The sequence below is a fragment of the Roseovarius sp. 217 genome (assembly GCF_000152845.1).
Classification (GTDB): domain Bacteria; phylum Pseudomonadota; class Alphaproteobacteria; order Rhodobacterales; family Rhodobacteraceae; genus Roseovarius.
The window spans coordinates 3,716,215-3,739,797 of record NZ_CH902584.1; the positions used below are offsets into that span (position 1 = coordinate 3,716,215).

Genomic DNA, 23,583 nt, shown 5'->3' on the forward strand with positions numbered 1-23,583 from the left:
AGCCAAGTCGTTTTTTCTTGGCAAAAATACTCAAACCGGCCGCTGCACCCGCTCAGAACGGCATGTCATCAGCACCCGTGATGAAGCGCGCAACGACCTTCTTGGTGCCTGCCTTGTCAAAGGCGATCTCAAGTTTGTCGCCTTCGATCCCGATAATGGCGCCATATCCAAACTTCTGGTGAAAGACGCGCTCGCCGACCGTGTGCGCGCTAATCGCCTCAGCCTCAATAACCCTGTGCCTCGCCTCGCTTGGCTGACTCATGGGCCGTTCGCCGCCCCGCGCCTGAAGTCGCCGCCAGCCGGGACTGTTGTAGACATTGGCCTCGGCAGCACGGCTCTCAATCCCACTGCCGGCGGCGGCACCATAGGCTCCGCCATAAAGACCCGGTGGGGTGAGAACCTCGACATGCGCCTCGGGCAATTCGTCGATGAAGCGCGACGGCATTTGCGATTGCCACTGGCCATAGACGCGGCGATTACCCGCAAAGGATATGGTGCAAACCTCTTCGGCGCGGGTTATGCCGACATAGGCCAGCCGCCGCTCTTCCTCCAGCCCGCGAACGCCGCTTTCGTCCATCGAGCGTTGCGATGGGAAAAGACCATCCTCCCATCCCGGCAGGAACACGGCCGGAAACTCCAGCCCCTTGGCGGCGTGCAGTGTCATGAGTGTGATTTTCTCGCCGTCTTCGCCCGCCTCATTGTCCATGATGAGGCTCACATGTTCCAGAAAACCTTGCAGGTTCTCGAACCCTTCCAGAGCCTTCACCAATTCTTTTAGGTTCTCGAGCCGCCCGGGTGCCTCGGGCGTCTTATCGAGTTGCCACATCTCGGTATAGCCGCTCTCGTCAAGGATCATTTCAGCCAGTTCAATGTGGCTGAACTCGGCATCGCCTACCATCCGGCCCCATCGCGCAAGCCCGTCTATGAAACGGCGCAACTCAGCAGCACCTTTACCGGTTATCCCTTTATCCTCGAGCAATATCCGCGCGCCCTCGACCAGCGGCACACCATTCTGACGAGCTGTCACCTGAATTTTTTGCTGCGCCTTGTCGCCCAACCCGCGTTTGGGCGTGTTCACGATCCGCTCAAAGGCCAGATCATCGGCGGGCGATACCACAAGACGGAAATAGGCCATGGCGTCGCGGATTTCCAAACGCTCATAAAACCGCGGGCCGCCGATCACGCGATAGGCCAGACCGATGGTCAAAAACCGATCCTCAAAGGCACGCATCTGGTGGCTGGCGCGCACGAGAATCGCCATCTCATCCAGCGAATAGGGCCGCATGCCGCGTGTACCGCGCCGCATGCTTTCTACCTCTTCTCCAATCCAGCGCGCCTCTTCCTCGCCGTCCCAATGACCGATCAGGCGTACCTTCTCGCCCTCTTTGGCCTCCGTCCACAGCTCCTTGCCCAGCCGGTCCCGATTGCCCGCAATCACGCCCGAAGCCGCCGCTAGGATATGCGGCGTCGAGCGGTAGTTCTGTTCCAGCCGGATCACCGCCGCACCGGGAAAATCCTTTTCGAACCGCAGGATATTGCCCACTTCGGCCCCGCGCCAGCCATAGATCGACTGATCATCATCACCCACGCAACAAATATTCTTGTGCCCCCCCGCCAAGAGACGCAGCCAGAGATATTGCGCGACGTTGGTATCCTGATACTCGTCCACGAGGATATAGCGGAACCAACGCTGGTATTGCCTGAGCACATCGTCGTGCTTTTGAAAGATCGTGACCACATGCAGCAGCAGGTCGCCGAAATCGACCGCGTTCAGCTCGCGCAGGCGGGTTTGATACTGCCGGTAGAGCGCCGGCCCCTTGCCATCATAGGCGCTCCCCTCAGAGGCGGGTAGATTGTCGGGCGTCCAGGCGCGGTTCTTCCATTGATCGATGATCCCGGCCAGCATCCGCGCCGGCCAGCGTTTGTCGTCAATGCCCGACGCCTGCACCAGTTGTTTGAGCAGGCGCAGTTGGTCATCCGTGTCGAGAATGGTGAAATTCGATTTGAGATCAACCAGTTCAGCGTGACGGCGCAAGAGCTTGACGCAGATCGAGTGAAAGGTGCCCAGCCACGGCATCCCCTCGGCGGGCTGGCCCAAGAGGCGGCCTACACGCTCTTTCATCTCGCGCGCGGCCTTGTTGGTAAAGGTCACGGCTAGGATATCGCCGGGCCCCGCGCGCCCGGTGTTCATCAGATGCACGATGCGCGTGGTCAGCGCCTTGGTCTTGCCCGTCCCCGCCCCTGCGAGCATCAGCACGGGACCATCCAGCGTTTCCGCCGCGCGGCGCTGTTCGGGGTTGAGGTCATCAAGATAGGGCGCGGGCCGCGCCGCCATGGCACGCGCCGAGAGGCTGGCGCCCTCAAAGGCATCGGATTCGTCAAATCTGTTCATGCCCGTGACAATAGCGCGGAGGCGGCGAGAGTTAAAGAGATGTTCGGGGATTGTTCCACCCACATCTGCCCTCTGGACAAGCCCCTGAAAACCCGCGCAAATGCGCGCCATGACCCTGCATGCCACCTATCCCGCCCTGTCTGATCTGCGCGCCCGCGCGGCGCGGCGCATTCCGCATTTCGTCTGGGAATACCTAGACAGTGCCACCGGCACCGAGGCGACCAAGGCGCGCAACCGTCTGATGCTGGATCAGGTGCGGCTGAGCCCATCGATCCTGCACGGCGAATTCACGCCCGATATCACGGCCCCTCTCTTGGGCCAGATCCATGCGCTTCCAGTAGGCATCGCGCCGGTGGGCATGTCGGGCCTCATCTGGCCCGATGCCGAGCGGCTCTTGGCGCGGGCGGCAACGCAGGTGGGCATTCCCTATGGCCTCTCGACCGTGGCCAGTCAAAAGCCAGAGGATATCGGGCCGCATCTGAACGGCAATGGCTGGTTCCAGATGTATCCGCCGCGAGACACGGGCATTCGCACCGACATGCTGAACCGCGCCCGCAACGCCGGGTTCTCGGTACTTGTGCTGACTGTGGATGTGCCCGTGGGCAGCCGCCGCGAACGGCAGGTGCGCTCTGGCCTCACGCAGCCGCCCAAACTGACCCCGCGCCTTTTGGCGCAGGTCGCGCGCTGTCCGACATGGGCGCTTGGCACCGCGCGGCTTGGCATGCCGCGCATGCGGCTGATTGACGATTACGCTGGCCAGACCAAGGGCCTGCCGTCAAACAAGCATGCGGGCTATTTGCTGCGCACCTCGCCCGACTGGGACTATCTGCGGTGGCTACGCGATGCTTGGGATGGGCCCCTTGTGGTCAAAGGAGTGCTGCGCGGCGACGACGCGGCAGCGCTCGAGAAAGCGGGCGTGGACGCGATCTGGATCTCGAACCATGCAGGCCGCCAATTCGACGCCGCCCCCGCCACCATCGAGGCGTTGCCCGAAGTGCGCGCCGCAACCACCCTGCCCGTGATCATGGATGGCGGCATCGAGGGCGGGCTCGATGTGCTGCGCGCCATTGCCCTTGGGGCGGATTTCGTCATGTTGGGGCGTGGCTGGCACTATGCGCTTGGTGCCTTGGGCGAGATTGGCCCGGCGCATCTGGCGGATATTCTGGCCGAGGACCTGCGCGCCAACATGGGCCAGTTGGGCACGCGCACGCTCTGGGATGTGCGGTCGCGGCTGATCCCTAACGGGTAGGGCCGACCACCCGTCGGGACAGGAAATTTCCCTTGCCGGTGAATACCCAGTTTGCCGGATTGCACAAACCTTTCACAAATCTTACAAGGATGCAGCGCTGCAATGCGGCATAGACTGTCGCGCCGCCAGAACTGATAAACCGGGGGGACAGGCATGGCCGACTTCAAGAAAATTCTCATCGCCAACCGGGGCGAAATCGCCATCCGCATCATGCGGGCCGCCAATGAAATGGGCAAGAAAACCGTCGCTGTCTTTGCCGAAGAGGACAAGCTCGGGCTGCACCGGTTCAAGGCGGATGAGGCGTATCGCATCGGCGAGGGCATGGGGCCGGTTCAGGCCTATCTGTCGATCGAGGAAATAATCCGCGTGGCCAAGCTCTCGGGGGCGGATGCGATCCACCCCGGTTACGGCCTGCTGTCCGAGAACCCGGCCTTTGTCGATGCCTGCGACGCGGCGGGCATCACCTTTATCGGGCCGCGAGCCGAAACCATGCGCGCACTCGGCGACAAGGCAAGTGCGCGACGCGTGGCGATTGAAGCTGGCGTGCCGGTCATCCCCGCCACCGAAGTTCTGGGCGACGACATGAAGGCCATCCGCAAGCAGGCCAAGGAGGTCGGTTATCCCTTGATGCTCAAGGCATCCTGGGGCGGCGGCGGGCGCGGCATGCGCCCCATCGAGAACGAGAGCGAGCTAGAGGATAAGGTCCGAGAAGGGCGGCGCGAGGCCGAGGCGGCCTTTGGCAATGGCGAGGGCTATCTGGAAAAGATGATCCTGCGCGCGCGCCATGTCGAGGTTCAGATCCTCGGCGACAAACATGGCAATATGTATCACCTCTTTGAGCGGGACTGCTCGGTGCAGCGCCGCAACCAAAAGGTGGTCGAGCGTGCCCCTGCCCCGTATCTGTCGGAGACGCAGCGAGAGGAAATCTGTCAACTTGGCTACAAGATCTGCAAGCATGTGAACTATGAATGTGCGGGCACCGTCGAATTCCTGATGGATATGGACACCGGCAAATTTTATTTCATCGAGGTCAATCCGCGCGTTCAGGTCGAGCACACCGTAACCGAGGCTGTGACCGGCATCGACATCGTGCAGGCTCAGATCAAGATCGCCGAGGGCAAGAGCCTGATGGAAGCGACCGGCAAGGCCAGCCAATATGACATCACCCTGCATGGCCACGCGCTCCAGACCCGGATCACCACCGAGGACCCGCTCAACAATTTCATTCCCGATTATGGCCGCATCACCGCCTATCGCTCGGCCACCGGCATGGGCATTCGCCTTGATGGCGGCACCGCCTATGCGGGGGGTGTGATCACGCGCTATTATGACAGCCTGCTGACCAAGGTCACGGCTTGGGCACCCACGCCCGAACAGGCGATTGCCCGCATGGACCGTGCCCTGCGCGAATTCCGTATTCGCGGCGTGAGCACCAACATCGCCTTTGTCGAGAACTTGCTCAAGCACCCGACATTCCTGAACAATACCTACACGACTAAATTCATCGATACGACGCCGGAGCTGTTCAAATTCGCCAAGCGGCGGGATCGCGGCACGCGCGTTCTGAGCTATATCGCCGACATCACAGTTAATGGGCATCCCGAGGTCGAGGGGCGCACCCGCCCAGCCGCCGATCTCAAACTGCCGCGCGCGCCGCGCCCAACCAACCCCGAGATCAAGGATGGCCCAAAGCAGATCCTTGAACAAAAGGGCGCGCAGGCCGTGGCCGACTGGATGGCGGCGCAAAAGCATCTCTTGATCACCGACACAACCATGCGCGACAGTCATCAATCGCTCTTGGCCACGCGGATGCGCTCGATCGACATGATCGGCATCGCGCCCAATTACGCCCATGATCTACCAGGGTTGTTTTCGGTCGAATGCTGGGGTGGCGCGACGTTTGACGTGGCCTACCGCTTCCTTGACGAATGCCCTTGGCAACGGTTGCGCGACATTCGCGCCGCCATGCCCAACCTGCTTACGCAAATGCTGCTGCGCGGCTCGAACGGGGTGGGCTATACCAACTATCCCGACAATGTGGTTGCGGCCTTTGTCAAACAAGCGGCCGAGAGCGGCGTTGATATTTTCCGCGTCTTCGATCCGCTGAACTGGGCCGAGAACATGCGCGTGTCCATGGATGCCGTGCTCGACTCGGGCAAGGTGCTGGAGGCCGCGATCTGCTACACCGGAGACATGCTGGACCCGGCGCGTTCCAAGTATGATCTGAAATACTACCTCTCAATGGCCAAGGATCTGAAGGCCGCAGGCACGCATATCCTGTGCATCAAGGACATGGGCGGGCTGATGAAACCAGCCACGGCGAGCGTGCTCTTCAAGGCGCTCAAGGAAGAGGTGGGCCTGCCGCTGCATTTCCACACCCATGACACAGCGGGCATCGCCGGGGCGACGATCCTTGCGGCGTCCGAGGCCGGGGTGGATGCGGTAGATTGCGCCATGGATTCGCTCTCGGGCAATACCTCTCAGGCGACGATTGGCACGATCATTGAGGCGCTGCGCCACACGCCGCGCGACACGGGCCTCGATATTACCGCCATCCGGCACATCTCGAACTATTGGGAATCGGTGCGCAACCATTACGCCGCTTTCGAGAGCGGGATGCAGTCGCCCACCTCCGAGGTCTATCTGCACGAGATGCCCGGCGGGCAGTTTACCAACCTCAAGGCGCAAGCGCGCTCGATGGGGATGGAGGACCGCTGGCACGACATCGCGCGCACCTATGCCGATGTGAACCAGATGTTCGGCGATGTCATCAAGGTGACACCGATCGCCAAGACGGTGGGCGATCTGGCGTTGATGATGGTGAGCCAAGGCCTGACTTGTGAGGACGTGCTCGACCCTACGACCGAGGTTAGCTTTCCCGACTCGGTGATCACACTGATGAAGGGCTATGTGGGACAGGCACCGGGCGGCTTCCCCCCCGCCATCGTCAAGAAGGTGCTGAAGGGCGAAGAGCCCATCACCGTGCGCCCCGGCACGCTGTTGCCGCCCGAGGATCTGGACGCGCGGCTTGCAGAACTGACCGAGCGTTTTGGCAAGAAGATCGACAACGAAGACCTGATGGGCAGCCTGATGTATCCCAAGGTTTTCGCCGATTACATGGAGCGTCACGCTCAATTCGGGCCCGTGCGCACCCTGCCCACACGCACCTTCTTTTATGGGATGGAAACCGGCGAGGAAATCACCGCCGAAATCGACCCTGGCAAGACCCTTGAGATCCGGTTGGTCGCGGTGAGCGAGACGCAAGAGGACGGGGAAGCGCGGGTATTCTTTGAACTCAATGGTCAGCCGCGCACCGTGCGCGTGCCCGACCGGCGGATCAAGGACAAGGTCGCTGCCCGGCCCAAGGCGGAATTGGGCAACGCCAACCACATCGGCGCGCCAATGCCCGGTGCCGTGGCAACGGTCGCGGTCAAGGCGGGGCAAAAGATCAAAGCAGGCGATCTCTTGTTGACCATCGAGGCAATGAAGATGGAAACCGGCCTGCACGCCGAGCGGGACGCGACCGTCAAGGCGGTGCATGTCCAGCCCGGCAGCCAGATCGACGCGAAGGATCTGCTGGTGGAACTGGAGTAACGCCTCCCTGTCACCCTCGGGCTTGTCCCGAGGGTCTCTCCCCGCAAGAGATCGCCGGGTCAGGCCCGAGGATGACAGGCAGGCGACACCACCGAAAGCCCTTTTGCAATCCCGTCAATTCGGCCATGCTACGCGCCATATGCCCCGTGACAGGCCGCGCCATGCAGAAAATACTCGTCTTCACTGATATTCACATCGTTGCCCAAGGCCAGTCCATCATCGGCCTCGATCCCTTCGCGCGCTTTACCCAAGGACTTGCGCACGCGCTGACGCGACACCCTGATGCTGCCCGGATCGTGCTCTGTGGCGACCTGACCCACCGCGCCGCACCCGAGGAATACGCTCGCCTGCGCGGGGCACTCGCGGATTGCCCCCTGCCCGTCAGCCTGATGCTGGGCAATCACGACCGCCGCGCACCATTTCTAGACGCCTTTCCCGAGGCCATGCGCATGGAAACAGGGCATATCCAGCATCATGCCGACATCGGGACACATCGGCTGATCTGTCTCGACACACTGGATGAGACGGCTTCGGATCTGCACTCGGGCTGGCTCTGCCCCGTGCGGCTTGACTGGCTGGAGCACAGTCTGGCTGAGGCGGACACCCGCCCGGTCATTGTCTTTACCCATCACCCGCCGATCGACACGGGCTTTGCCGGGATGGATGCCATTGGCCTTCGCAACCGGGCCGAATTCATTGCGCGGCTCAAGGCGGCGGGTAATGTCGTTCAGATCGTATCGGGCCATGTTCACCGCACGGTGCTGGGGTCGGCAGGGGGCATTCCCACCGCCATCCTCAAGAGCCCCTGTCACCAGATGCCCATGGCGCTGGACGCTCAGGACACGAGCCTCTCAATTGACGAGCCGGGTGCCTATGGCCTCTTGTTGCTGACCGAGACAGGGGTGATTTTCCATACTGAGGATTTCACCCTGCCCCCGGCCCGTTCCGCAACCTATTCCTGACCAGAAAGCACAGCGCATGTCCCTTGCCATCAGCCCTCTTTACGCGGGCCTCATCGGCCTTCTCTTCGTCCTCCTGAGCGTGCTGGTCATCGCCGCCCGATTTAAAACCAATGTTTCTTTGGGCGATGGCGGGGAGAAGTTGTTGATCCGCCGCATCCGGATGCAGGCCAATTGCGCCGAATACGCCCCGCTCGGCCTGATCCTGCTGGGCATGGCCGAACTTCAGGGCGCGCCGGGATGGGTTGTTCATCTGCTGGGCTTGATGCTGCTCTTGGGGCGGGTGCTGCATGCAGTGGGATTTGGGCGCACGCCAGAGATCATGCCGATGCGCAGTGCCGGAGTGGTGCTGACCTTTGCCATGCTGATCCTCAGCGCGCTTGCCAATATCGGTCACGCGTTGCTATGACGGATGTCAGCGTGCAGGCCGTGACGGCGCAGAAGACTTTCCCTGCTGGCAAAAATCGTCCATCATCCTAGAACGTACTGAGATCCGCGTCGCACGCGTCCCTGCCGCGACCCGGATGAGGGAGGACCTGATCATGTGCCGAATTTTTGCCGGACAAGACCCCGACCGCTATGAGTTGGTCACGCGCCGCATGCGCCTGAATGGCCAGAGCACCAGCATCCGTCTGGAGAAATCCTTTTGGGGTATCCTCGACGAAATCGCCGAGAGCGAGGGGCTGACGACCCCCGGTTTCGTGTCGAAACTGCATGCCGAAGTGCTGGAACTGCACGGCGAGCCTGCCAATTTCACGTCGCTCTTGCGCTGTACCTGCCTAGTGCACCGCGAAAACCCGCTGGAGGCCGAGGCACGCCATATGGCGGCGGAGTAAGACAAATCAAGGCGTAGTATCCCCTTACTACCCGCCCTGCCTCTGCTTTGGTAACTTTTCCGAACCAAATACAGTATTCGGAGGGCATGATGGCCAAAGCCATTCACAGCATGATTCGCGTTCTCGACGAGGCGCGGTCAGTTGATTTCTATTCTCGGGCCTTTGGGCTGCGCGTTGCGGACCGGCTGGATTTCGAAAAATTCACCCTCGTCTACATGTCGAATAACGAAAGCCCCTTTGAGGTGGAATTGACCATCAACAAGGGACGCACCGAGCCATATGACCGTGGCGATGGTTACGGTCATCTCGCCGTGCTTGTGGAAGATCTTGCCGCCGAGCATTCACGATTCGAGGCAGAGGGATTGAGTCCGCGTAAGATCGTGGAATTCGCCCCTGACGGCAAACTCGTGGGCAAGTTTTTCTTTGTCGCAGATCCTGATGGTTACGAAATCGAAGTACTGGAACGCGGCGGGCGTTTCAAATGAGAGCAAGGGCGCGTCCGGGGAGGGACGCGCCCATTTTTTGCATGGGAGGATAACACATGACTGACACCAAACCCCGCAAGGGGCTTAACCGGCGCGAGTTGCTCTCGCGATCTATCGCGGCGGGCGCAAGCTTTGTCGTCGGAACGGGCTTTGTCGCCAGCACCGATGCCGCTTGGGCGCTCGAGACCCAAGCGCTCAAGCCCGAGACCATGGCGGCGCTGATCCAGATGGCGCGCGATATCTATCCGCATGACCATCTGGCCGATGAATACTACGCCATCGCGGTCAAGGGCTATGACACGGCAGAGGCGGCCGAAGCCGTAGAGGCCGGGATCGCAGGCCTCAACGCCGTAGCACAGGGCAAAGGTCACGCCGATTATCTCAGCGTCGGCTGGGAGCGTGACCGCGTGGACATCCTGCGCAGCATTGAGGACAGCGCGTTCTTTCAACAGATCCGGGGCGGGCTAGTGACAGGGCTTTATAATCAAAAGGCGGTCTGGCCGCTCTTTGGCTATGAGGGCGAGTCCTTTAGCCAAGGCGGTTACATCAACCGCGGCTTTGACGACATCAATTGGCTTTAGGCCATAGCCATCGAGGGAGGAAAGACTATGGCTGCACCTTTTGATTTTAACGACGACTCTGTGATCGTCGTCATCGGCACCGGCGCGGGCGGCGGTGTGCTATCTAACGAACTGGCGCAACGCGGCGTGTCCGTGGTGGCGCTTGAGGCGGGCGGGCGCTATCTGCCGGAAGATTACATCAACGACGAATGGGAAAGTTTCGGGCAACTGGCCTGGCTCGATCCACGCACAACGTCCGGTGACTGGCGCGTGGCCAAGGATTTTTCTGGCCTACCCGCCTGGATCGTCAAGGCGGTGGGCGGCACCACAACCCACTGGGCCGGGGCCTCGATCCGGTTTCAGGACCATGAATGGAAGGCCAAGACCAATTACGGACCCGTCCAGGGGGCAAATCTGCTCGACTGGCCCATCGACGCGGCCGAAATGGCCCCGTGGTATGATAAGGCCGAGGCAAAACTGGGCGTGACCCGCACCAACAATCTGGCTGGACTGCCGGGGAACAATAATTACAAGGTATTCGAGGCAGGCGCCAAGGCGCTTGGTTACAAAGAAGTCCACACCGGGCGCATGGCCATCAACTCTGAGGACTATGACGGGCGCATGGCCTGCCAGCAGACGGGCTTCTGCTTTCAGGGCTGCAAATGGGGCGCGAAATGGTCATCGGCCTACACAGACATCCCGCGCGGCGAGGCTACGGGCAATCTCGAGGTCCGCTCCAAGGCGCATGTCGCGCGTATCCTGCATGACGACAGCGGCAAGGTGACGGGTGTCGAGTATTTCGACGAGGCCGGCAACCTTCAGATGCAAATGGCGCGTGCCGTCTGCGTCGCGGGCAATTCGTTCGAATCGCCCAGGCTACTGCTCAACTCTGCCTCGTCGATGTTCCCCGATGGGCTTGCCAATTCCTCGGGTCAAGTGGGCCGCAACTACATGCGGCACATGACCGGCTCGGTTTACGGCGTGTTTGACAAGCCGGTGAAGATGTGGCGCGGCACGACCATGGCGGGCATCATTCAGGACGAAGCGCGGCACGATCCCTCGCGCGGTTTTGTGGGCGGCTATGAGCTGGAAACGCTGGCACTCGGCCTGCCCTTCATGGCGGCGTTCCTCGACCCCGGTTCGTGGGGCCGCGAGTTCACCACCGCGCTCGACGCATACGAGAACATGGCCGGTATGTGGATTGTGGGCGAAGACATGCCGCAGGAAACCAACCGCGTCACGCTCAACCATGACGTCAAGGATCAGTGGGGCCTACCCGTGGCCAATGTGCATTTCTCCGACCATCCCAATGACGTCGCGATGCGCAATCATGCCTATAGCCGTGGCATCGCGGTATACGAGGCCGTGGGGGCCACGCGCACCTTCCCGACGCCGCCCTATCCCTCGACCCACAATCTCGGGACCAACCGTATGTCTGAAAACCCGCGCGACGGGGTGGTGAACAAATGGGGGCAAACCCATGACATCCCCAACCTCTTCGTCTCGGATGGCTCGCAATTCACCACGGGTGCTGCGGAAAACCCGACGCTGACGATCGTGGCTCTTGCGATGCGGCAGGCGGATCACATTGCAGGTGAACTCACACGCGGCAACCTCTGATCGGTTGCCCCGTCCCTCCCCCGGTGCCTCAGACTCTCCCCGAGGCGCCGGGGGAAATGGGCTTAGCCTTTTGGAAGATAGGAGATGGAACCGGCGGCGTCCGTGTCGTCTATCACCCAAAAATGTCCCTCGCTCCCCGCCTGACGGGATTTGGCGAGCGGAGCATACTCAGGGTCATGTGCAAAGGCGTGCGCAGCCTCAGCCGACGGAAACTCAATCAGCGCGATAAGAGTGGTATCAGGCGCGAGTCCTTCCAAGGTCTCAATATTGGCGCTACGCGACAGATACCGTCCTCCGTGTTTTGCCGCGATGTCATGCGTCCTAGCAGCATAGTCCGGCACCCAGGCATCATTCGTGATCTTCACCTGCGCGATTAGATAGGCTGGCATGCGTTTCCTCCTCCTATTGCAGGCCCTCTTCCCACGACCCAAACGCCGAGCGAGCCTAGCATGCTCCAGGAAATTACGGGGCTTTTTGACCATCCTACTTACGTCGCACCTGACCCATTCAAGTTGACGACAAAAATTTACGGTCCCTGGCAATTTTCCTCTTGCAGCCGCGCGCCAGAGTTTATAGATCACGCCTCACCCAAGGATGCGGGCGTAGCTCAGGGGTAGAGCATAACCTTGCCAAGGTTAGGGTCGGGCGTTCGAATCGCCTCGCCCGCTCCAAATTTCCTTACAATTAAAGAAATTTGGGGCGATCCGCCGGGGGGATCGTGACATTCCGCGCTTGGCGCTTGGCCTGCACCGCAGAGCGCAGTATAGAGCCACAAAAGCTTGACGGAGGCCCCATGCGCAGCGCCACAATCACCCGTAAGACCGCCGAAACCGACATCACCGTTGACGTCAATCTTGACGGCTCCGGTCGCTATGACACTCAGACCGGCGTGGGGTTCTTTGATCACATGCTGGATCAACTCGCGCGGCATTCTTTGATCGACATGACAATACGATGTGCTGGCGACCTGCACATTGACGATCACCACACGGTCGAAGACGTGGGAATCGCTCTCGGTCAGGCGCTCTCGCAGGCCCTCGGAGACAAACGTGGCATCCGCCGTTACGGAGCCTGTCTGTTGCCAATGGATGACGCGCTGGTGCGCGCGGCACTTGATCTGTCGGGGCGACCCTATCTGGTGTGGCACATGGACCTGCCCACGCCCAAGATCGGGACATTCGACACCGAACTCGTGCGTGAGTTCTTTCAGGCCCTCAGCACCCATGGCGGCATCACGCTGCATGTGGACGCGCTGCACGGGATCAACAGCCACCACATGGCAGAGGCCGCGTTCAAGGCGGTAGCGCGCAGTCTGCGCGAGGCGGTTGAGACCGATCCGCGCAAAGCGGATGCGATTCCCTCTACCAAAGGCAGTCTCTGACACATGACCACTGTCATCGTCGACTACGAGAGTGGCAACCTGCACTCGGCTGAAAAGGCGTTTCAGCGCATGGCGTCCGAGACCGGCGCGGGCACTGTCATCGTCACCTCAGACCCCGATGTCATCCGCGCCGCAACCCGGATCGTTTTACCGGGGGACGGCGCATTTCCCGCATGCCGCAAGGCGCTCTATGATCACCGCGGTGTCTTTGAGGCTATAGAGGACGCAGTGATTACGCAGGCCCGCCCCTTCATGGGGATTTGCATCGGCATGCAGATGTTGGCAACGCGCGGAATGGAATATGAGGAAACAGCCGGGTTCGATTGGATTGGGGGGGCGGTCGAGCACATTGAGCCATCTGATCCCGCGCTCAAGGTGCCACATATGGGCTGGAATGACCTGGTGATTGACAACCCGCACCCAATCTTTGACGGAGTTAGTACCGGCGATCACGCCTATTTCGTGCACTCCTACCACTTCCGCGTGACCGACCCGGCACATCTTCTGGCGCATGTTGATTATGCTGAGGCAATCACCGCCGTTGTCGGACGCGATACGATCGTCGGCACGCAGTTCCACCCTGAGAAAAGCCAGCAAACCGGCCTTCGACTGATTGCCAATTTCCTGCGCTGGAAACCTTGAATGCCTCGCGCAGCTGCCGCGCTCCAGACTGTGCTGGATGAGATCACGGAGATTGCCCGGGCCTCTGAGAACCGGGGCAAGGTGGCGGACTACATTCCAGAGCTGGCTGGGGTGAACCCCGACCAATTCGCCATAGCCGTTGCTCGCCCCGGCCAACCGCCGCTGGTTGCGGGTGATGTGGATGTGCCGTTTTCCATCCAATCTGTGTCAAAGGTGTTCATGCTGGCGCTTGCGCTTGGCAAACTAGGAGACAGGCTCTGGTCACGAGTCGGACGTGAGCCATCGGGGCTGTCGTTTGACTCGATGCTGCTTTTGGAACTGGAAAAAGGCTATCCACGCAACCCGTTCATCAACGCGGGCGCTATCGTCACAACCGATGCGGTCTTGCAAGGGTCAACCCCGCGAGAGGCCCTTGGTGCACTTTTGCGATTCATCCGTGCCGCAGCGGGGGACGAGGCGATTCACATCAATGAGCGCGTCGCGCAATCCGAGATTGCGACCGGTCACCGCAATTTTGCGCTCGCCCACTACCTGAGCTCGCACGAAAACCTCAAGAACGCCCCAGACTTGACCCTTGGTACGTATTTTCACCAATGCGCGGTCGAGATGACCTGCGCGCAATTGGCCAATGCAGGGCTCTTTCTGGTTGGTGGGGCTGGGGCACCGCGACTGGTGTCAGAGGCGCGTATCCGTCGAATCAATGCGTTGATGATGACCTGCGGGCATTATGACGGGTCAGGCGACTATGCCTTTCGTGTGGGGCTGCCGGGCAAGAGCGGAGTGGGCGGCGGTATCCTGTCGATCGTGCCGGGTATCGCCTCGATTGCGGTCTGGTCGCCGGGGCTCAATCACTACGGCAACTCCAAGCTTGGCACCGAAGCAATGGAGCGGCTCGCGTCGCGCACAGGCTGGTCGGTCTTCGGGCCCGACACCCGGCAGACTGACGGATAAGGGCCGATCTCAAAACTCAGCCACTGAACGCCTATTTCTCCCACAAACGCGGCTCTGCCATTTCAATGGAATTCCCCGCTGGATCGCGAAAATAGAGGGATCGTGCCCCGTTCGGCCAGTGAAAATCCGCCTCGATCTCGACACCTGCAGCCTCAAGTCGTGCACACCAATCATCGAGCGCCAGCCCTTCGACCGCAAAACAGAAATGGCCCGGCCCTTGGGCGCCATGCGCCGGGACTGGCAGTTCGGGATTGTTTGGTGGTTTACACGTTTCTTCGGGGTTGAAGATCAACAGGATGCCGGCACCCACTCGGTAAAACACATGGCGATTTCCAACCCGCACGATCGGATCGAGCCCGAGGATGTCACCATAAAACCGCTCTGCCGCGTCAATATCCGACACGTAGAGGGCCGCCTCAAGAAGTGCGGCTGGCGGCGTGGCGAAGGGAAGGTTGTGATCCATCATGGTGACATCATAACGCAGATGCAGATCTGACCAAACCGTCCCCTCGCGAATGCAATGCGACGTCGCGCTTACTTGACCTTTTGCCAAGTGCCTCCGTCGCGACAAATACCCAGAACGCAGCCACTAACCTTGAGCGTCTCGCCGGTCAATTGCAGCTTGGAATTATAGGTCTTGTCGCGGTCGGGCGAATAGACTTTGCCCTTGTATTCCCCGTCGCCAGTAGGGGCGGTTTCGGAAATGATCTGACGACCGATATTCTTGCTTTCCATCTCCTTGCCGTCGACATCAAAAGATTTGACCAACGTTCCGCAGAGCTTTGCACCACAGGGCGCAACCACGATCAACCCGGAATGGCCGTTGTCATCCTTGGCGGTGCGCCACGTTCCCAAGAGCGGTTCAGCCATCGCCATCCCGGCCCCCATCGTGAACACCACCGTCATCATCACCAGTTTACGCATGTCTGTTCCTCCCTGACATCCGCAGGAAACCTGTGCCATTGGCATGGCACAAATCAAGTCTGACGTCGGGTCGCGTTGCATTTCTCCCGCTCTCATGCCAAAGGCCGGACACCCAAAGATGAAAGGCCCCGCGATGATCCTCTATCCTGCAATCGACCTCAAGGACGGCAAGGCCGTGCGTCTCGTGCGTGGCGATATGGAGCGCGCGACGGTGTTCAATGAAGATCCGGCAGCGCAGGCTTTGGACTTTGTCGCCGCGGGCTGCGAATGGCTGCATCTGGTGGATCTTAATGGTGCCTTCGCCGGGGCGCCGGTCAACGCGGCACCGGTCGAGGCGATCTTGGCCGCCTGCAAAGTGCCTGCACAACTTGGCGGCGGCATCCGAGATATGGCGACCATTGAGGGCTGGCTCGACAAGGGGTTGGCCCGGGTGATTCTTGGAACAATAGCGGTGGAGAATCCCGCCCTCGTGCGCGAGGCCGCGCGCGCCTTTCCGGGGCAGGTGGCGGTGGGGATTGACGCGCGGGGTGGCCGTGTGGCGACCAAGGGCTGGGCCACCGAGACCGATGTTGACGCGACCGATCTGGCACGATCCTTTGAGGATGCCGGGGTGGCGGCGATCATCTACACCGACATCAACCGCGACGGGGCCATGCAGGGCCCCAATGTCGAGGCGACGGCGGCGCTTGCCCGTTCTGTCAGCATCCCGGTCATTGCCTCGGGCGGCGTATCGTCGCTCGAAGACCTGATCGCGCTGCGCGATTGTGGCGTGACGCTGAATGGGGCCATTTCGGGTCGCGCGCTCTATGATGGAGCACTCGACCTCACGGCAGCCTTGGCCGCGCTCAGGGGCTGAACGCGGCCAAGGCTGTCGCTTACTGTTCTGCGGCCTTGGCCGTCAGTTTCCCAAGCGCGCCGGTCATCATCTTGATATAGTCAGCGTCGTCGTTGATCCCGGTGTCTTCAAACATATCCTCGGGGTCCTGATAGACGAGCCATGTCTCGCCCGCGCCATCCTGATAAACCAGCACTTTCATAGGCAAAAAGAGCCCTGCCACCGGGTCATCCTGCATCGCCGCCGTACCCATTTTCGGGTTGCCGAAGATCAACACTTGTGAAGGATCAAGCGCCAGATCCACACTTGCGGCACCTTCCGCATGATCCACCCGTGCAAAGACCGTGGCCCCAGCACCGGTGACGGCCGCCTCCAAGCGGTCCATGGTCGTTGCGACGTCACTGGTGGATTTGACCTTGATGATGTCATCTTCATCACCGAGTGCAGGAAACGCAGTGAGAGTTATCGCGGCTGCGACAAGAAAACGCTTCATGGTAAACTCCTTCATTTGCAACTCTTTTATGGGTCATATCCTCTGGCATGTGAACCGATTTGCCCATAAACAACGGCGTGAAATCTTTGTAACAGCGGTAAAATGCTCAAGACCCGTATCATCCCCTGTCTCGATGTTGCCGATGGCCGCGTGGTCAAAGGTGTAAACTTTGTCGATCTGCGGGATGCAGGCGATCCAGTCGACGCCGCGCGTGCCTATGATGCAGCGGGGGCAGATGAGCTTTGCTTTCTGGACATACACGCCACGCATGAGAATCGCGGCACAATGTTCGATGTGGTCCGGCGCACTGCTGAACACTGCTATATTCCGTTGACCGTAGGGGGCGGCGTGCGCAGTGCGCAGGATGTACGCGCTCTGCTCCTCGCAGGGGCGGACAAGGTCAGCTTCAACTCCGCTGCCGTGGCTGATCCCGATGTCGTAGCCCGTGCGGCCGATCAGTTTGGCAGCCAGTGCATCGTTGTAGCCATCGACGCCAAGACCGTATCCCCCGGCAGATGGGAGATTTTCTCCCATGGCGGGCGCAGGCCCACGGGCATTGACGCGGTGGACTTCGCGCGAACGGTTGCAGCCAAAGGCGCAGGTGAAATTCTGTTGACCTCGATGGACCGCGACGGCACACGCGCCGGCTTCAACATCCCTCTCACACGTGCGATTGCCGATGCGGTGCATATTCCCGTGATCGCCTCAGGAGGCGTTGGCACACTTGACCACCTCGTTGAAGGCGTGACCGAAGGCCATGCCTCGGCCGTCCTCGCCGCCTCGATCTTTCATTTCGGCACCTACACCATTGCAGAGGCCAAGGCGCATATGGCCGCCGCTGGCATTCCCATGAGGCTGGCCGCATGACGCTTGACGATCTCGCCCGTACCATCGCCGCGCGCGCAAGCGCAGATCCCGAGAGCAGTTGGACAGCAAAGCTGTTGGCCAAAGGCCCCGAGAAATGTGCCGAGAAGTTCGGGGAAGAAGCGATTGAGGCAATCATTGAGGCCGTTAAAGGCGACAGAACCCGTCTCACGTCAGAGGCCGCCGACGTCCTATTTCATCTTCTCGTCATGCTGCAATCGCGCAACGTCGCCCTATCTGATGTGATGGTCGAACTGGACCGCCGTCAGGGCAGCTCTGGAATCGCAGAAAAAGCCTCTCGTTCGAAAGACTAAGACATGATTCGCCATATCGTATTCTTTTCCGCCACCAACCCGGATGACGTTGAGCGCATTCGCGAGGGTCTGATGATGCTCGCCAGCATTCCGCATTCCACCCATTTCGAGGTGGGGCGCAACCTTCAGAGCGATGCCATCTCAGCCGAGCGGGTTGATTTGGTGGTCTATGCCGAATTCACGGATGAAACGGCCCTCGCCGCCTATAAGGCGGATCCGATTTACGCCGATTGCATTGCCTTGGTTCGCCCCTTGCGCGAATTGCGCATCGCTGCGGACTTCAAGTCTGACTAGGGCCGCGGTGCGGCCGCACGTCGCAGCCGGTCATTAATTGCACGCCCAAGCCCGATGTCCGGAATTGGAGAAACTGCGATACCCGCGACATCCAGTGCATCCAGCGCATGCAAATGACCAAAGAGATTGGCCGCAGCCTCTACCAGATCGCCGGACGGCGATAGATTGAGATCAGCGTCGATCGGGCCAAAGCCCAACAATACTTCACCCTCCTGCCGATCAGTCGCATTCAATCGCACGCGCACACCGGGGGCGTAATGTGAGTGCATCTGCCCCGGCGCGACAGGCGCATCGCCTGTTTGATAGAGTTCCAGATGCACGCCCAAAGCCGCTTCGAGCACTTCGCCTGGGATCCCTCCGGGACGCAACAAAGTGGGCTCGCCTGCGAGGCCGACGATGGTTGATTCCACGCCCACCGGACAGGCCTCGCCGTCTAACACGGCCTCAATCCGGCCAGAGAGACCTGCCAGAACATGTTCTGCCGAAGTCGGGCTGATCCGGCCTGAGGGGTTTGCAGAGGGCGCCGCCACAGGACCACCAAACTCTGCCAGCAAAGCATGTGCTATGGGATGTGCAGGCACGCGAATTGCGAGCGTTGGCAAGTCCGCAGTCACAAGGCGGGAAAGCCCACAACCGGGCAGAATCGGCAACACGAGCGTTAGGGGACCGGGCCAGAACGCGGAGGCGAGGATTTCCGCAGCATCCGACCACTCGACATATGTTTGCGCCATTGCGGCACTCTCAACATGCACGATCAGCGGGTTGAACCTAGGCCGTCCCTTGGCCTCGAATATCCGCGCTACGGCCAGATCGTTGCGTGCATCAGCCCCCAAACCGTAAACCGTCTCGGTTGGAAAGGCTACGAGACCGCCTGCGCGCCAGATCTCTGCGGCGCTTGCAAATCCGGCCGGATCGGGGGAAAGAGAGCGCGTTTGCAACGAAGAGGCCTTTCTGACGCGGCGTAGCAGTTGAAGGTGCGCCGCGATGGATTACGCTAGGATCAGGATAGATTTCATACAGGGGTCGGGCGATGGTGCCAAGACGCCCCGGCAGTCTCAGGAGATTTCAATGCCGTATCGCGCACCGGTTGAAGAGTATCAGTTCCTGTTCGACCATATCGTCGATCTTGCTCAGGTGGTCGCGACTGATCGCTTTGCCGAAGCCACACCGGACGTGACAGCCGCAATCCTGTCCGAAGCGGGGCGGATGTGTGAAGAAGTGCTCTATCCGCTGCAACGCAAGGGGGACCTGCACCCCGCCCGACTCGAAAATGGCGTCGTGCGCACCTCGCCGGGCTATGCCGAGGGCTATCGCGCCATAGCTGACGGGGGCTGGGTGTCCATTAGTGCGCATCCCGATCATGGTGGCATGGGTCTTCCGATGACCGTGACCGCAGCAGTCAACGAAATGATGTCCTCTGCGTGTCTCTCGCTGCAACTCAACCCCTTGATGACGCAAGGGCAAATCGAGGCGTTGGAGCATCACGCCTCTGACGAACTACGGGCGGTTTACTTGCCCAAACTGGTCAGTGGCGAATGGTCTGGCACTATGAACCTGACCGAGCCGCAGGCCGGGTCCGATGTGGGCGCATTGCGTTCCAAGGCCGAGGCCGACGCCGATGGAACCTACGCGATCACTGGGCAAAAAATCTATATCTCTTGGGGCGACAATGACTTTACTGAGAACGTTTGTCACCTTGTGCTCGCCCGCCTGCCGGATGGCGTGCAAGGGACCAAGGGAATCAGCCTCTTTCTCGTGCCTAAATTCATCCCCGATGAAAGCGGCAATCCTGGCAAACAAAACAGCCTCAAGGTGGTCAGTCTGGAACACAAGATGGGCCTGCATGGCAGCCCTACGGCAGTCATGCAGTATGATCGGGCAACCGGTTGGCTGGTGGGTAAACCGCATGACGGCATGCGCGCGATGTTCACCATGATGAATAATGCAAGGCTGGGCGTTGGGGGACAGGGCATCGGCGTTGCTGAAGGGGCCTATCAGCACGCGCTCGCCTATGCGATGGACCGCAAACAGGGGCGCACCCCCAGCGAGGCGGGTACGGGTAGCATCATAGAACATGCCGACGTGCGCCGAATGCTGGCGACCATGAAAGCCGACATTTTTGCCGCTCGTGCCATCGCACTGGCCTGCGCGCAGGCCATCGACATGCAGACCTCCACCGGCAAGGCGCATTGGTCTTCGCGCGCGGCGTTCCTTACGCCCATTGCCAAGGCATTTGGCACCGACACCGGCATTGCTATGGCCGAAATGGGAGTGCAGGTGCATGGCGGCATGGGTTTTATTGAGGAAACTGGCGCGGCGCAATATTATCGCGACGTGCGTGTCACGGCGATCTACGAGGGCACCAACGGTATTCAGGCCATGGATCTGGCTGCCCGCAAGCTGATGGATGGTGGCGAGGCTGCGCACGCAATCCTGGATGAAATCGAAGCGCAGGCCGAAACGGCCCGTAGCAGCCTGCCCGGACTGGCCGAACCCGTTTGGCAAGCCTCCGAAACACTGCGCGAGACGGTGGAATGGATGCTGGGGCAAAAGGATCTGAACCACCGTTTTGCCGGTGCAGCGCCATTTCTGCGCGGGTTTGCGCGTGTCCTAGGCGCACATTTTCACCTCAAGGCGGCACTGGCCGAGGGGGGCGATGGCCCCCGCACTCGGCTCGCAAGGTTCTATATTATGCGGCTACTGCCCGAACATGCTGGCCTTCTGGCCCATGCAGCGCAAGGAGCTGATGATCTCTATGCGCTAACCGCAGAGGATTTTGCAGCCTGATGGATGGCGGACAGATCATACACAGCCCTTGGGAAGATGCCCCTGCCGCCGGCAGCGCTACACAGGTCGCGCCGGGCGTCTTGTGGCTACGACTGCCCCTGCCCATGGTCCTCGATCACGTCAATATCTATGCCTTGGATGAGGGTGACAGTTGGACCATCGTCGACACGGGCATCTCCTCCAAACGGAGCGTGGCGCTCTGGGAGGATATACTTGTTGGCCCCTTGCAGGGTCGCCCTGTCAGCCGGGTGATCCTGACCCATCACCATCCTGATCACATCGGCATGGCCGGCTGGTTGATGGATCGGTTCGGGGCCACGCTCTGGGCATCGCGCACCAGTTGGCTGATGGCGCGCATGTTGATCCTTGACGTCGAGGACCGACCGACCCCTCAGGCGCTTGCGTTTTCGCGTGCAGGTGGCATGGACCCTGACATCTATGAAACGCGCAAGGCGGAACGCCCCTACAACTTCTCGGATATTTGCGCCCCAATTCCGGTTGGGTATACCCGCGTCCAAGACGGTGAGGTCATCCGCGCAGGGGGGCGCGATTGGGACGTCCACATGGGGGGCGGACATGCACCCGAGCATATCACTCTGTGGTCTCGCGAAGACAATCTGGTCATTGCGGGGGATCAGATTCTCCCATCTATCAGTCCCAATATTGGCGTATATCCAACCGAGCCAGAGGCCGATCCGCTGGCCGACTGGCTCGCTGCCTGTGACCGGCTGGCCGCTCATGCCCGCGACAAGCATTTGGTCTTACCGGGGCACAAGCTGCCTTTCACCGGCTTGCCCTTTCGCATGCAACAATTGCGTGACAATCACCACGGCGCGCTCGACCGGTTGCGCAGTTTTCTGACAGAACCGCGCACTGCAGCCGAGTGCTTTCCACTTCTCTTCAAGCGTCGGATCGACGGAGGCACCTATGGGCTAGCCCTTGTCGAGGCCGTTGCGCATCTCAATCATTTGCGTCACGCTGGAGAAATAACGCGTTGGCGCCGCGCAGATGAGGCTTGGCTCTGGCAGATGAAGGGCAATTAATTCGGAAGGCTTTTGTCCGATGGACGACAAGATTCAAACGACGGCGGAACATGCCGAGGCCGACGCAATGCCCCGTGTTCATGAGGTACACTCCGACCCCAATCAACCCTGTATCCAGACGGCGGCCCTGGACCTTTCTCAAGGGCTGATGGCAGGCAAGAGTCAGGCGCAATGGGCCTATGAGAGATTGATTCTCTACATTGAGAATTTCGAGAAATCCCTCGACGAGGCACATGAGGTCGCGATGGGATTTGCCGGCAGCGACAGCGGCGTGATCCGGATCGAGGGGATGGGGTATTTTGAGCCCGACATCATAACCTTTTACGGGCAGGATCAAATGGGCATGCGCACCCAGTTGGTGCAACATGTGGGCCAGCTCAGCGTGATGCTTCGCGCCCTGCCCAAACAGATCGAAACAGCAGAGCCGAAACGTATCGGATTTCGCCTCGCCGAAGATCTGAACAAAGCCTAAGCCTGCGGCAGCTTGGGACGTGACAGGGTCTTTCAAATGGGCTATCCAACGGCGGAATTCGTACTGCAAGCAGCAAAGGACACGCGCGTGATGGCCGAGCATAAACATGGCGACATGAATATCGACGTTCAGGAAAAGACCTTTGATGGTTTCATCAAATGGGTGACCTATACGGCTGTGGTATGTATTGCGGTTCTCCTCTTCATTGCTGCGGTCAACGGTTGATAGGTCAAGAGCGGTTCCGGGCCGAGGGGAAGTGATGCGGTCTTTGGCTTTGGCGGTTGCCGCCTCTCTGACGCTTGCGGGCTGTGCCGCGGAATCGGTATGGGCGCCGGATGAAGAGGTGGCCCGCGCAGCCTATCGCCATGATGGTCCCCCGAGCCTGACTGTCTATACGATGATCAACAACAACAACGGATCGGGTGCGCATACATCCCTCATGATCAATGGATCGCAACGCGTCATCTTTGATCCTGCTGGGTCCTTCAACAAAGGCAAGCACTTGCCTGAGCGCAATGATGTGCTCTTTGGAATCACGCCTGCCGTCGAGGATGTCTACACCCGCTATCACGCGCGCAAGACCTACCGGGTTCAGATCCAGCGTCTTGATGTTTCTCCACAATTGGCCGAACGCGCTATGCAGCTTGTCAAAGCTGCCGGTCCTGTACCGCAGGCGCAATGTTCTTTGGCAACGTCTCAAATCCTAGCCGAACTTTTCGCCGGACAGGTGAGCAGCTCTTGGCTGCCGCGCAAAACAGCTGACGAGTTTGCGAAAGTTCCCGGAGTTACCGGGGAAACGCTCTACGAATATGATGATGATGACAATTCAAACGTCCTTGCAGCGTGGGACCCGGAGCGCGCAAAGGCACAGTAGCGCCCGGCATGGTT

26 protein-coding genes and 1 tRNA gene are annotated in these 23,583 nt (G+C 60.2%); 21 read left to right on the plus strand and 6 right to left on the minus strand.

Translation table 11 applies throughout. The features are described from left to right. Window positions 1–52: 52 nt before the first annotated feature. On the minus strand, window positions 53–2,392 hold the full coding sequence (locus tag ROS217_RS17805; RefSeq protein WP_009819190.1) for an ATP-dependent helicase: 2,340 nt from the start codon (window positions 2,390–2,392) through the stop codon (window positions 53–55). Window positions 2,393–2,501: 109 nt separating this feature from the next. Here ROS217_RS17805 and ROS217_RS17810 point away from each other — a divergent pair, with 109 nt between their 5' ends. From ROS217_RS17810 to ROS217_RS17845, 8 genes are all read left to right on the plus strand, one after another. Further along, window positions 2,502–3,641 (plus strand): alpha-hydroxy acid oxidase, encoded by a 1,140-nt coding sequence (locus ROS217_RS17810; protein ID WP_198134899.1) that lies wholly within the window; start codon window positions 2,502–2,504, stop codon window positions 3,639–3,641. A gap of 153 nt (window positions 3,642–3,794) precedes the next feature. Then, window positions 3,795–7,235 (plus strand): pyruvate carboxylase, encoded by a 3,441-nt coding sequence (gene pyc / locus ROS217_RS17815; RefSeq protein ID WP_009819192.1) that lies wholly within the window; start codon window positions 3,795–3,797, stop codon window positions 7,233–7,235. Between the two features lie 161 nt (window positions 7,236–7,396). After that, the gene (locus ROS217_RS17820) at window positions 7,397–8,197 is read left to right on the plus strand and encodes a phosphodiesterase (protein ID WP_040650723.1); all 801 of its coding nucleotides are present in this window, start codon (window positions 7,397–7,399) and stop codon (window positions 8,195–8,197) included. A 16-nt stretch (window positions 8,198–8,213) separates the two neighbouring features. Continuing rightward, window positions 8,214–8,603: an MAPEG family protein gene (locus tag ROS217_RS17825; protein WP_009819194.1), complete on the plus strand. Its 390-nt coding sequence runs from the start codon at window positions 8,214–8,216 to the stop codon at window positions 8,601–8,603. A 133-nt stretch (window positions 8,604–8,736) separates the two neighbouring features. Beyond that, window positions 8,737–9,030 (plus strand): ribbon-helix-helix domain-containing protein, encoded by a 294-nt coding sequence (locus tag ROS217_RS17830; protein WP_198134900.1) that lies wholly within the window; start codon window positions 8,737–8,739, stop codon window positions 9,028–9,030. 89 nt (window positions 9,031–9,119) lie between these two features. Continuing rightward, entirely contained in the window at window positions 9,120–9,515 is a 396-nt protein-coding gene (locus ROS217_RS17835; RefSeq protein ID WP_009819196.1) for a VOC family protein, read from the plus strand. 56 nt (window positions 9,516–9,571) lie between these two features. Then, on the plus strand, window positions 9,572–10,096 hold the full coding sequence (locus tag ROS217_RS17840; RefSeq protein ID WP_009819197.1) for a hypothetical protein: 525 nt from the start codon (window positions 9,572–9,574) through the stop codon (window positions 10,094–10,096). A 27-nt stretch (window positions 10,097–10,123) separates the two neighbouring features. Beyond that, complete coding sequence (locus tag ROS217_RS17845) at window positions 10,124–11,695, plus strand: GMC family oxidoreductase (RefSeq protein ID WP_009819198.1); 1,572 nt, start codon at window positions 10,124–10,126, stop codon at window positions 11,693–11,695. A gap of 62 nt (window positions 11,696–11,757) precedes the next feature. Here the strand turns inward: ROS217_RS17845 and ROS217_RS17850 are convergent, their stop codons facing one another. Next, entirely contained in the window at window positions 11,758–12,084 is a 327-nt protein-coding gene (locus ROS217_RS17850) for a DUF1330 domain-containing protein (RefSeq protein ID WP_009819199.1), read from the minus strand. A gap of 207 nt (window positions 12,085–12,291) precedes the next feature. Here ROS217_RS17850 and ROS217_RS17855 point away from each other — a divergent pair. The 4 genes from ROS217_RS17855 (at window position 12,292) to ROS217_RS17870 (ending at window position 14,669) form a co-directional block, all read left to right on the plus strand. Then, a tRNA-Gly gene (locus ROS217_RS17855) sits at window positions 12,292–12,366 on the plus strand. Window positions 12,367–12,488: 122 nt separating this feature from the next. Further along, window positions 12,489–13,076 carry an imidazoleglycerol-phosphate dehydratase HisB gene (gene hisB / locus ROS217_RS17860; protein WP_009819200.1) on the plus strand — a complete coding sequence of 196 codons (588 nt, stop codon included), beginning with the start codon at window positions 12,489–12,491 and terminating at the stop codon, window positions 13,074–13,076. Between the two features lie 3 nt (window positions 13,077–13,079). Next, window positions 13,080–13,718, plus strand: coding sequence for an imidazole glycerol phosphate synthase subunit HisH (gene hisH / locus ROS217_RS17865; RefSeq protein ID WP_009819201.1), 639 nt, complete (start codon window positions 13,080–13,082; stop codon window positions 13,716–13,718). Beyond that, on the plus strand, window positions 13,719–14,669 hold the full coding sequence (locus ROS217_RS17870) for a glutaminase (RefSeq protein ID WP_009819202.1): 951 nt from the start codon (window positions 13,719–13,721) through the stop codon (window positions 14,667–14,669). It begins immediately after the preceding gene. Between the two features lie 31 nt (window positions 14,670–14,700). Here the strand turns inward: ROS217_RS17870 and ROS217_RS17875 are convergent, their stop codons facing one another. Together ROS217_RS17875 and ROS217_RS17880 are read right to left on the minus strand one after the other, a co-directional pair. Beyond that, window positions 14,701–15,135 (minus strand): VOC family protein, encoded by a 435-nt coding sequence (locus ROS217_RS17875; protein ID WP_009819203.1) that lies wholly within the window; start codon window positions 15,133–15,135, stop codon window positions 14,701–14,703. 68 nt (window positions 15,136–15,203) lie between these two features. Beyond that, window positions 15,204–15,593, minus strand: a complete 390-nt coding sequence (locus tag ROS217_RS17880; RefSeq protein ID WP_009819204.1) for a DUF2147 domain-containing protein — start codon at window positions 15,591–15,593, stop codon at window positions 15,204–15,206. 133 nt (window positions 15,594–15,726) lie between these two features. On the opposite strand from ROS217_RS17880, the gene hisA reads away from it, so the two are divergent. Then, a complete protein-coding gene (gene hisA, locus ROS217_RS17885) occupies window positions 15,727–16,449 on the plus strand; it encodes a 1-(5-phosphoribosyl)-5-[(5-phosphoribosylamino)methylideneamino]imidazole-4-carboxamide isomerase (protein WP_040651680.1) in 723 nt (240 codons plus the stop codon). A gap of 19 nt (window positions 16,450–16,468) precedes the next feature. On the opposite strand, the gene ROS217_RS17890 is transcribed toward hisA, so the two are convergent. Continuing rightward, window positions 16,469–16,921, minus strand: coding sequence for a DUF302 domain-containing protein (locus tag ROS217_RS17890; protein ID WP_040651683.1), 453 nt, complete (start codon window positions 16,919–16,921; stop codon window positions 16,469–16,471). 102 nt (window positions 16,922–17,023) lie between these two features. Between ROS217_RS17890 and hisF the strand changes: the two genes are divergently transcribed. From hisF to ROS217_RS17905, 3 genes are read left to right on the plus strand one after another with little or no spacing between them, the layout of a single operon-like run. Further along, window positions 17,024–17,788, plus strand: coding sequence for an imidazole glycerol phosphate synthase subunit HisF (gene hisF, locus ROS217_RS17895; protein ID WP_009819207.1), 765 nt, complete (start codon window positions 17,024–17,026; stop codon window positions 17,786–17,788). Beyond that, window positions 17,785–18,099, plus strand: coding sequence for a phosphoribosyl-ATP diphosphatase (locus ROS217_RS17900; RefSeq protein WP_009819208.1), 315 nt, complete (start codon window positions 17,785–17,787; stop codon window positions 18,097–18,099). Before hisF ends, ROS217_RS17900 begins: the two co-directional genes overlap by 4 nt. A 3-nt stretch (window positions 18,100–18,102) precedes the next feature. After that, on the plus strand, window positions 18,103–18,393 hold the full coding sequence (locus ROS217_RS17905; protein ID WP_009819209.1) for a Dabb family protein: 291 nt from the start codon (window positions 18,103–18,105) through the stop codon (window positions 18,391–18,393). Here the strand turns inward: ROS217_RS17905 and ROS217_RS17910 are convergent. Further along, window positions 18,390–19,331: an L-threonylcarbamoyladenylate synthase gene (locus ROS217_RS17910; protein WP_009819210.1), complete on the minus strand. Its 942-nt coding sequence runs from the start codon at window positions 19,329–19,331 to the stop codon at window positions 18,390–18,392. The two genes, ROS217_RS17905 and ROS217_RS17910, sit on opposite strands and share 4 nt — an antisense overlap. Window positions 19,332–19,461: 130 nt before the next feature. Between ROS217_RS17910 and ROS217_RS17915 the strand changes: the two genes are divergently transcribed. Genes ROS217_RS17915 through ROS217_RS17935 form a run of 5 tightly spaced genes read left to right on the plus strand, consistent with a single transcriptional unit; the run spans window position 19,462 to window position 23,569 of the window. Next, window positions 19,462–21,180 (plus strand): acyl-CoA dehydrogenase, encoded by a 1,719-nt coding sequence (locus ROS217_RS17915; RefSeq protein WP_040650724.1) that lies wholly within the window; start codon window positions 19,462–19,464, stop codon window positions 21,178–21,180. Beyond that, a complete protein-coding gene (locus ROS217_RS17920) occupies window positions 21,180–22,223 on the plus strand; it encodes an MBL fold metallo-hydrolase (RefSeq protein ID WP_009819212.1) in 1,044 nt (347 codons plus the stop codon). The genes ROS217_RS17915 and ROS217_RS17920 overlap by 1 nt, the downstream gene beginning before the upstream one ends. A gap of 19 nt (window positions 22,224–22,242) precedes the next feature. Then, window positions 22,243–22,695 (plus strand): DUF6173 family protein, encoded by a 453-nt coding sequence (locus ROS217_RS17925; protein ID WP_009819213.1) that lies wholly within the window; start codon window positions 22,243–22,245, stop codon window positions 22,693–22,695. Between the two features lie 36 nt (window positions 22,696–22,731). After that, window positions 22,732–22,920: an aa3-type cytochrome c oxidase subunit IV gene (locus ROS217_RS17930; protein ID WP_009819214.1), complete on the plus strand. Its 189-nt coding sequence runs from the start codon at window positions 22,732–22,734 to the stop codon at window positions 22,918–22,920. A 34-nt stretch (window positions 22,921–22,954) separates the two neighbouring features. Further along, window positions 22,955–23,569 (plus strand): hypothetical protein, encoded by a 615-nt coding sequence (locus tag ROS217_RS17935; protein ID WP_009819215.1) that lies wholly within the window; start codon window positions 22,955–22,957, stop codon window positions 23,567–23,569. Window positions 23,570–23,583 lie beyond the last annotated feature (14 nt).

Bases quoted from the DNA above. Each gene is read 5' to 3' on its own strand.
- ROS217_RS17825 (WP_009819194.1), top strand. From the start codon at position 8,214: ATGTCCCTTGCCATCAGCCCTCTTTACGCGGGCCTCATCGGCCTTCTC.
- ROS217_RS17835 (WP_009819196.1), top strand. From the start codon at position 9,120: ATGGCCAAAGCCATTCACAGCATGATTCGCGTTCTCGACGAGGCGCGG.
- hisA (WP_040651680.1), top strand. From the start codon at position 15,727: ATGATCCTCTATCCTGCAATCGACCTCAAGGACGGCAAGGCCGTGCGT.
- ROS217_RS17845 (WP_009819198.1), top strand. From the start codon at position 10,124: ATGGCTGCACCTTTTGATTTTAACGACGACTCTGTGATCGTCGTCATC.
- ROS217_RS17880 (WP_009819204.1), bottom strand. From the start codon at position 15,593: ATGCGTAAACTGGTGATGATGACGGTGGTGTTCACGATGGGGGCCGGG.
- hisH (WP_009819201.1), top strand. From the start codon at position 13,080: ATGACCACTGTCATCGTCGACTACGAGAGTGGCAACCTGCACTCGGCT.
- ROS217_RS17870 (WP_009819202.1), top strand. From the start codon at position 13,719: ATGCCTCGCGCAGCTGCCGCGCTCCAGACTGTGCTGGATGAGATCACG.
- hisB (WP_009819200.1), top strand. From the start codon at position 12,489: ATGCGCAGCGCCACAATCACCCGTAAGACCGCCGAAACCGACATCACC.
- ROS217_RS17900 (WP_009819208.1), top strand. From the start codon at position 17,785: ATGACGCTTGACGATCTCGCCCGTACCATCGCCGCGCGCGCAAGCGCA.
- ROS217_RS17875 (WP_009819203.1), bottom strand. From the start codon at position 15,135: ATGATGGATCACAACCTTCCCTTCGCCACGCCGCCAGCCGCACTTCTT.
- ROS217_RS17805 (WP_009819190.1), bottom strand. From the start codon at position 2,392: ATGAACAGATTTGACGAATCCGATGCCTTTGAGGGCGCCAGCCTCTCG.
- ROS217_RS17935 (WP_009819215.1), top strand. From the start codon at position 22,955: ATGCGGTCTTTGGCTTTGGCGGTTGCCGCCTCTCTGACGCTTGCGGGC.
- pyc (WP_009819192.1), top strand. From the start codon at position 3,795: ATGGCCGACTTCAAGAAAATTCTCATCGCCAACCGGGGCGAAATCGCC.
- ROS217_RS17820 (WP_040650723.1), top strand. From the start codon at position 7,397: ATGCAGAAAATACTCGTCTTCACTGATATTCACATCGTTGCCCAAGGC.
- ROS217_RS17840 (WP_009819197.1), top strand. From the start codon at position 9,572: ATGACTGACACCAAACCCCGCAAGGGGCTTAACCGGCGCGAGTTGCTC.
- ROS217_RS17925 (WP_009819213.1), top strand. From the start codon at position 22,243: ATGGACGACAAGATTCAAACGACGGCGGAACATGCCGAGGCCGACGCA.
- ROS217_RS17890 (WP_040651683.1), bottom strand. From the start codon at position 16,921: ATGAAGCGTTTTCTTGTCGCAGCCGCGATAACTCTCACTGCGTTTCCT.
- ROS217_RS17930 (WP_009819214.1), top strand. From the start codon at position 22,732: ATGGGCTATCCAACGGCGGAATTCGTACTGCAAGCAGCAAAGGACACG.
- ROS217_RS17915 (WP_040650724.1), top strand. From the start codon at position 19,462: ATGCCGTATCGCGCACCGGTTGAAGAGTATCAGTTCCTGTTCGACCAT.
- hisF (WP_009819207.1), top strand. From the start codon at position 17,024: ATGCTCAAGACCCGTATCATCCCCTGTCTCGATGTTGCCGATGGCCGC.
- ROS217_RS17810 (WP_198134899.1), top strand. From the start codon at position 2,502: ATGACCCTGCATGCCACCTATCCCGCCCTGTCTGATCTGCGCGCCCGC.
- ROS217_RS17830 (WP_198134900.1), top strand. From the start codon at position 8,737: ATGTGCCGAATTTTTGCCGGACAAGACCCCGACCGCTATGAGTTGGTC.
- ROS217_RS17905 (WP_009819209.1), top strand. From the start codon at position 18,103: ATGATTCGCCATATCGTATTCTTTTCCGCCACCAACCCGGATGACGTT.
- ROS217_RS17850 (WP_009819199.1), bottom strand. From the start codon at position 12,084: ATGCCAGCCTATCTAATCGCGCAGGTGAAGATCACGAATGATGCCTGG.
- ROS217_RS17920 (WP_009819212.1), top strand. From the start codon at position 21,180: ATGGATGGCGGACAGATCATACACAGCCCTTGGGAAGATGCCCCTGCC.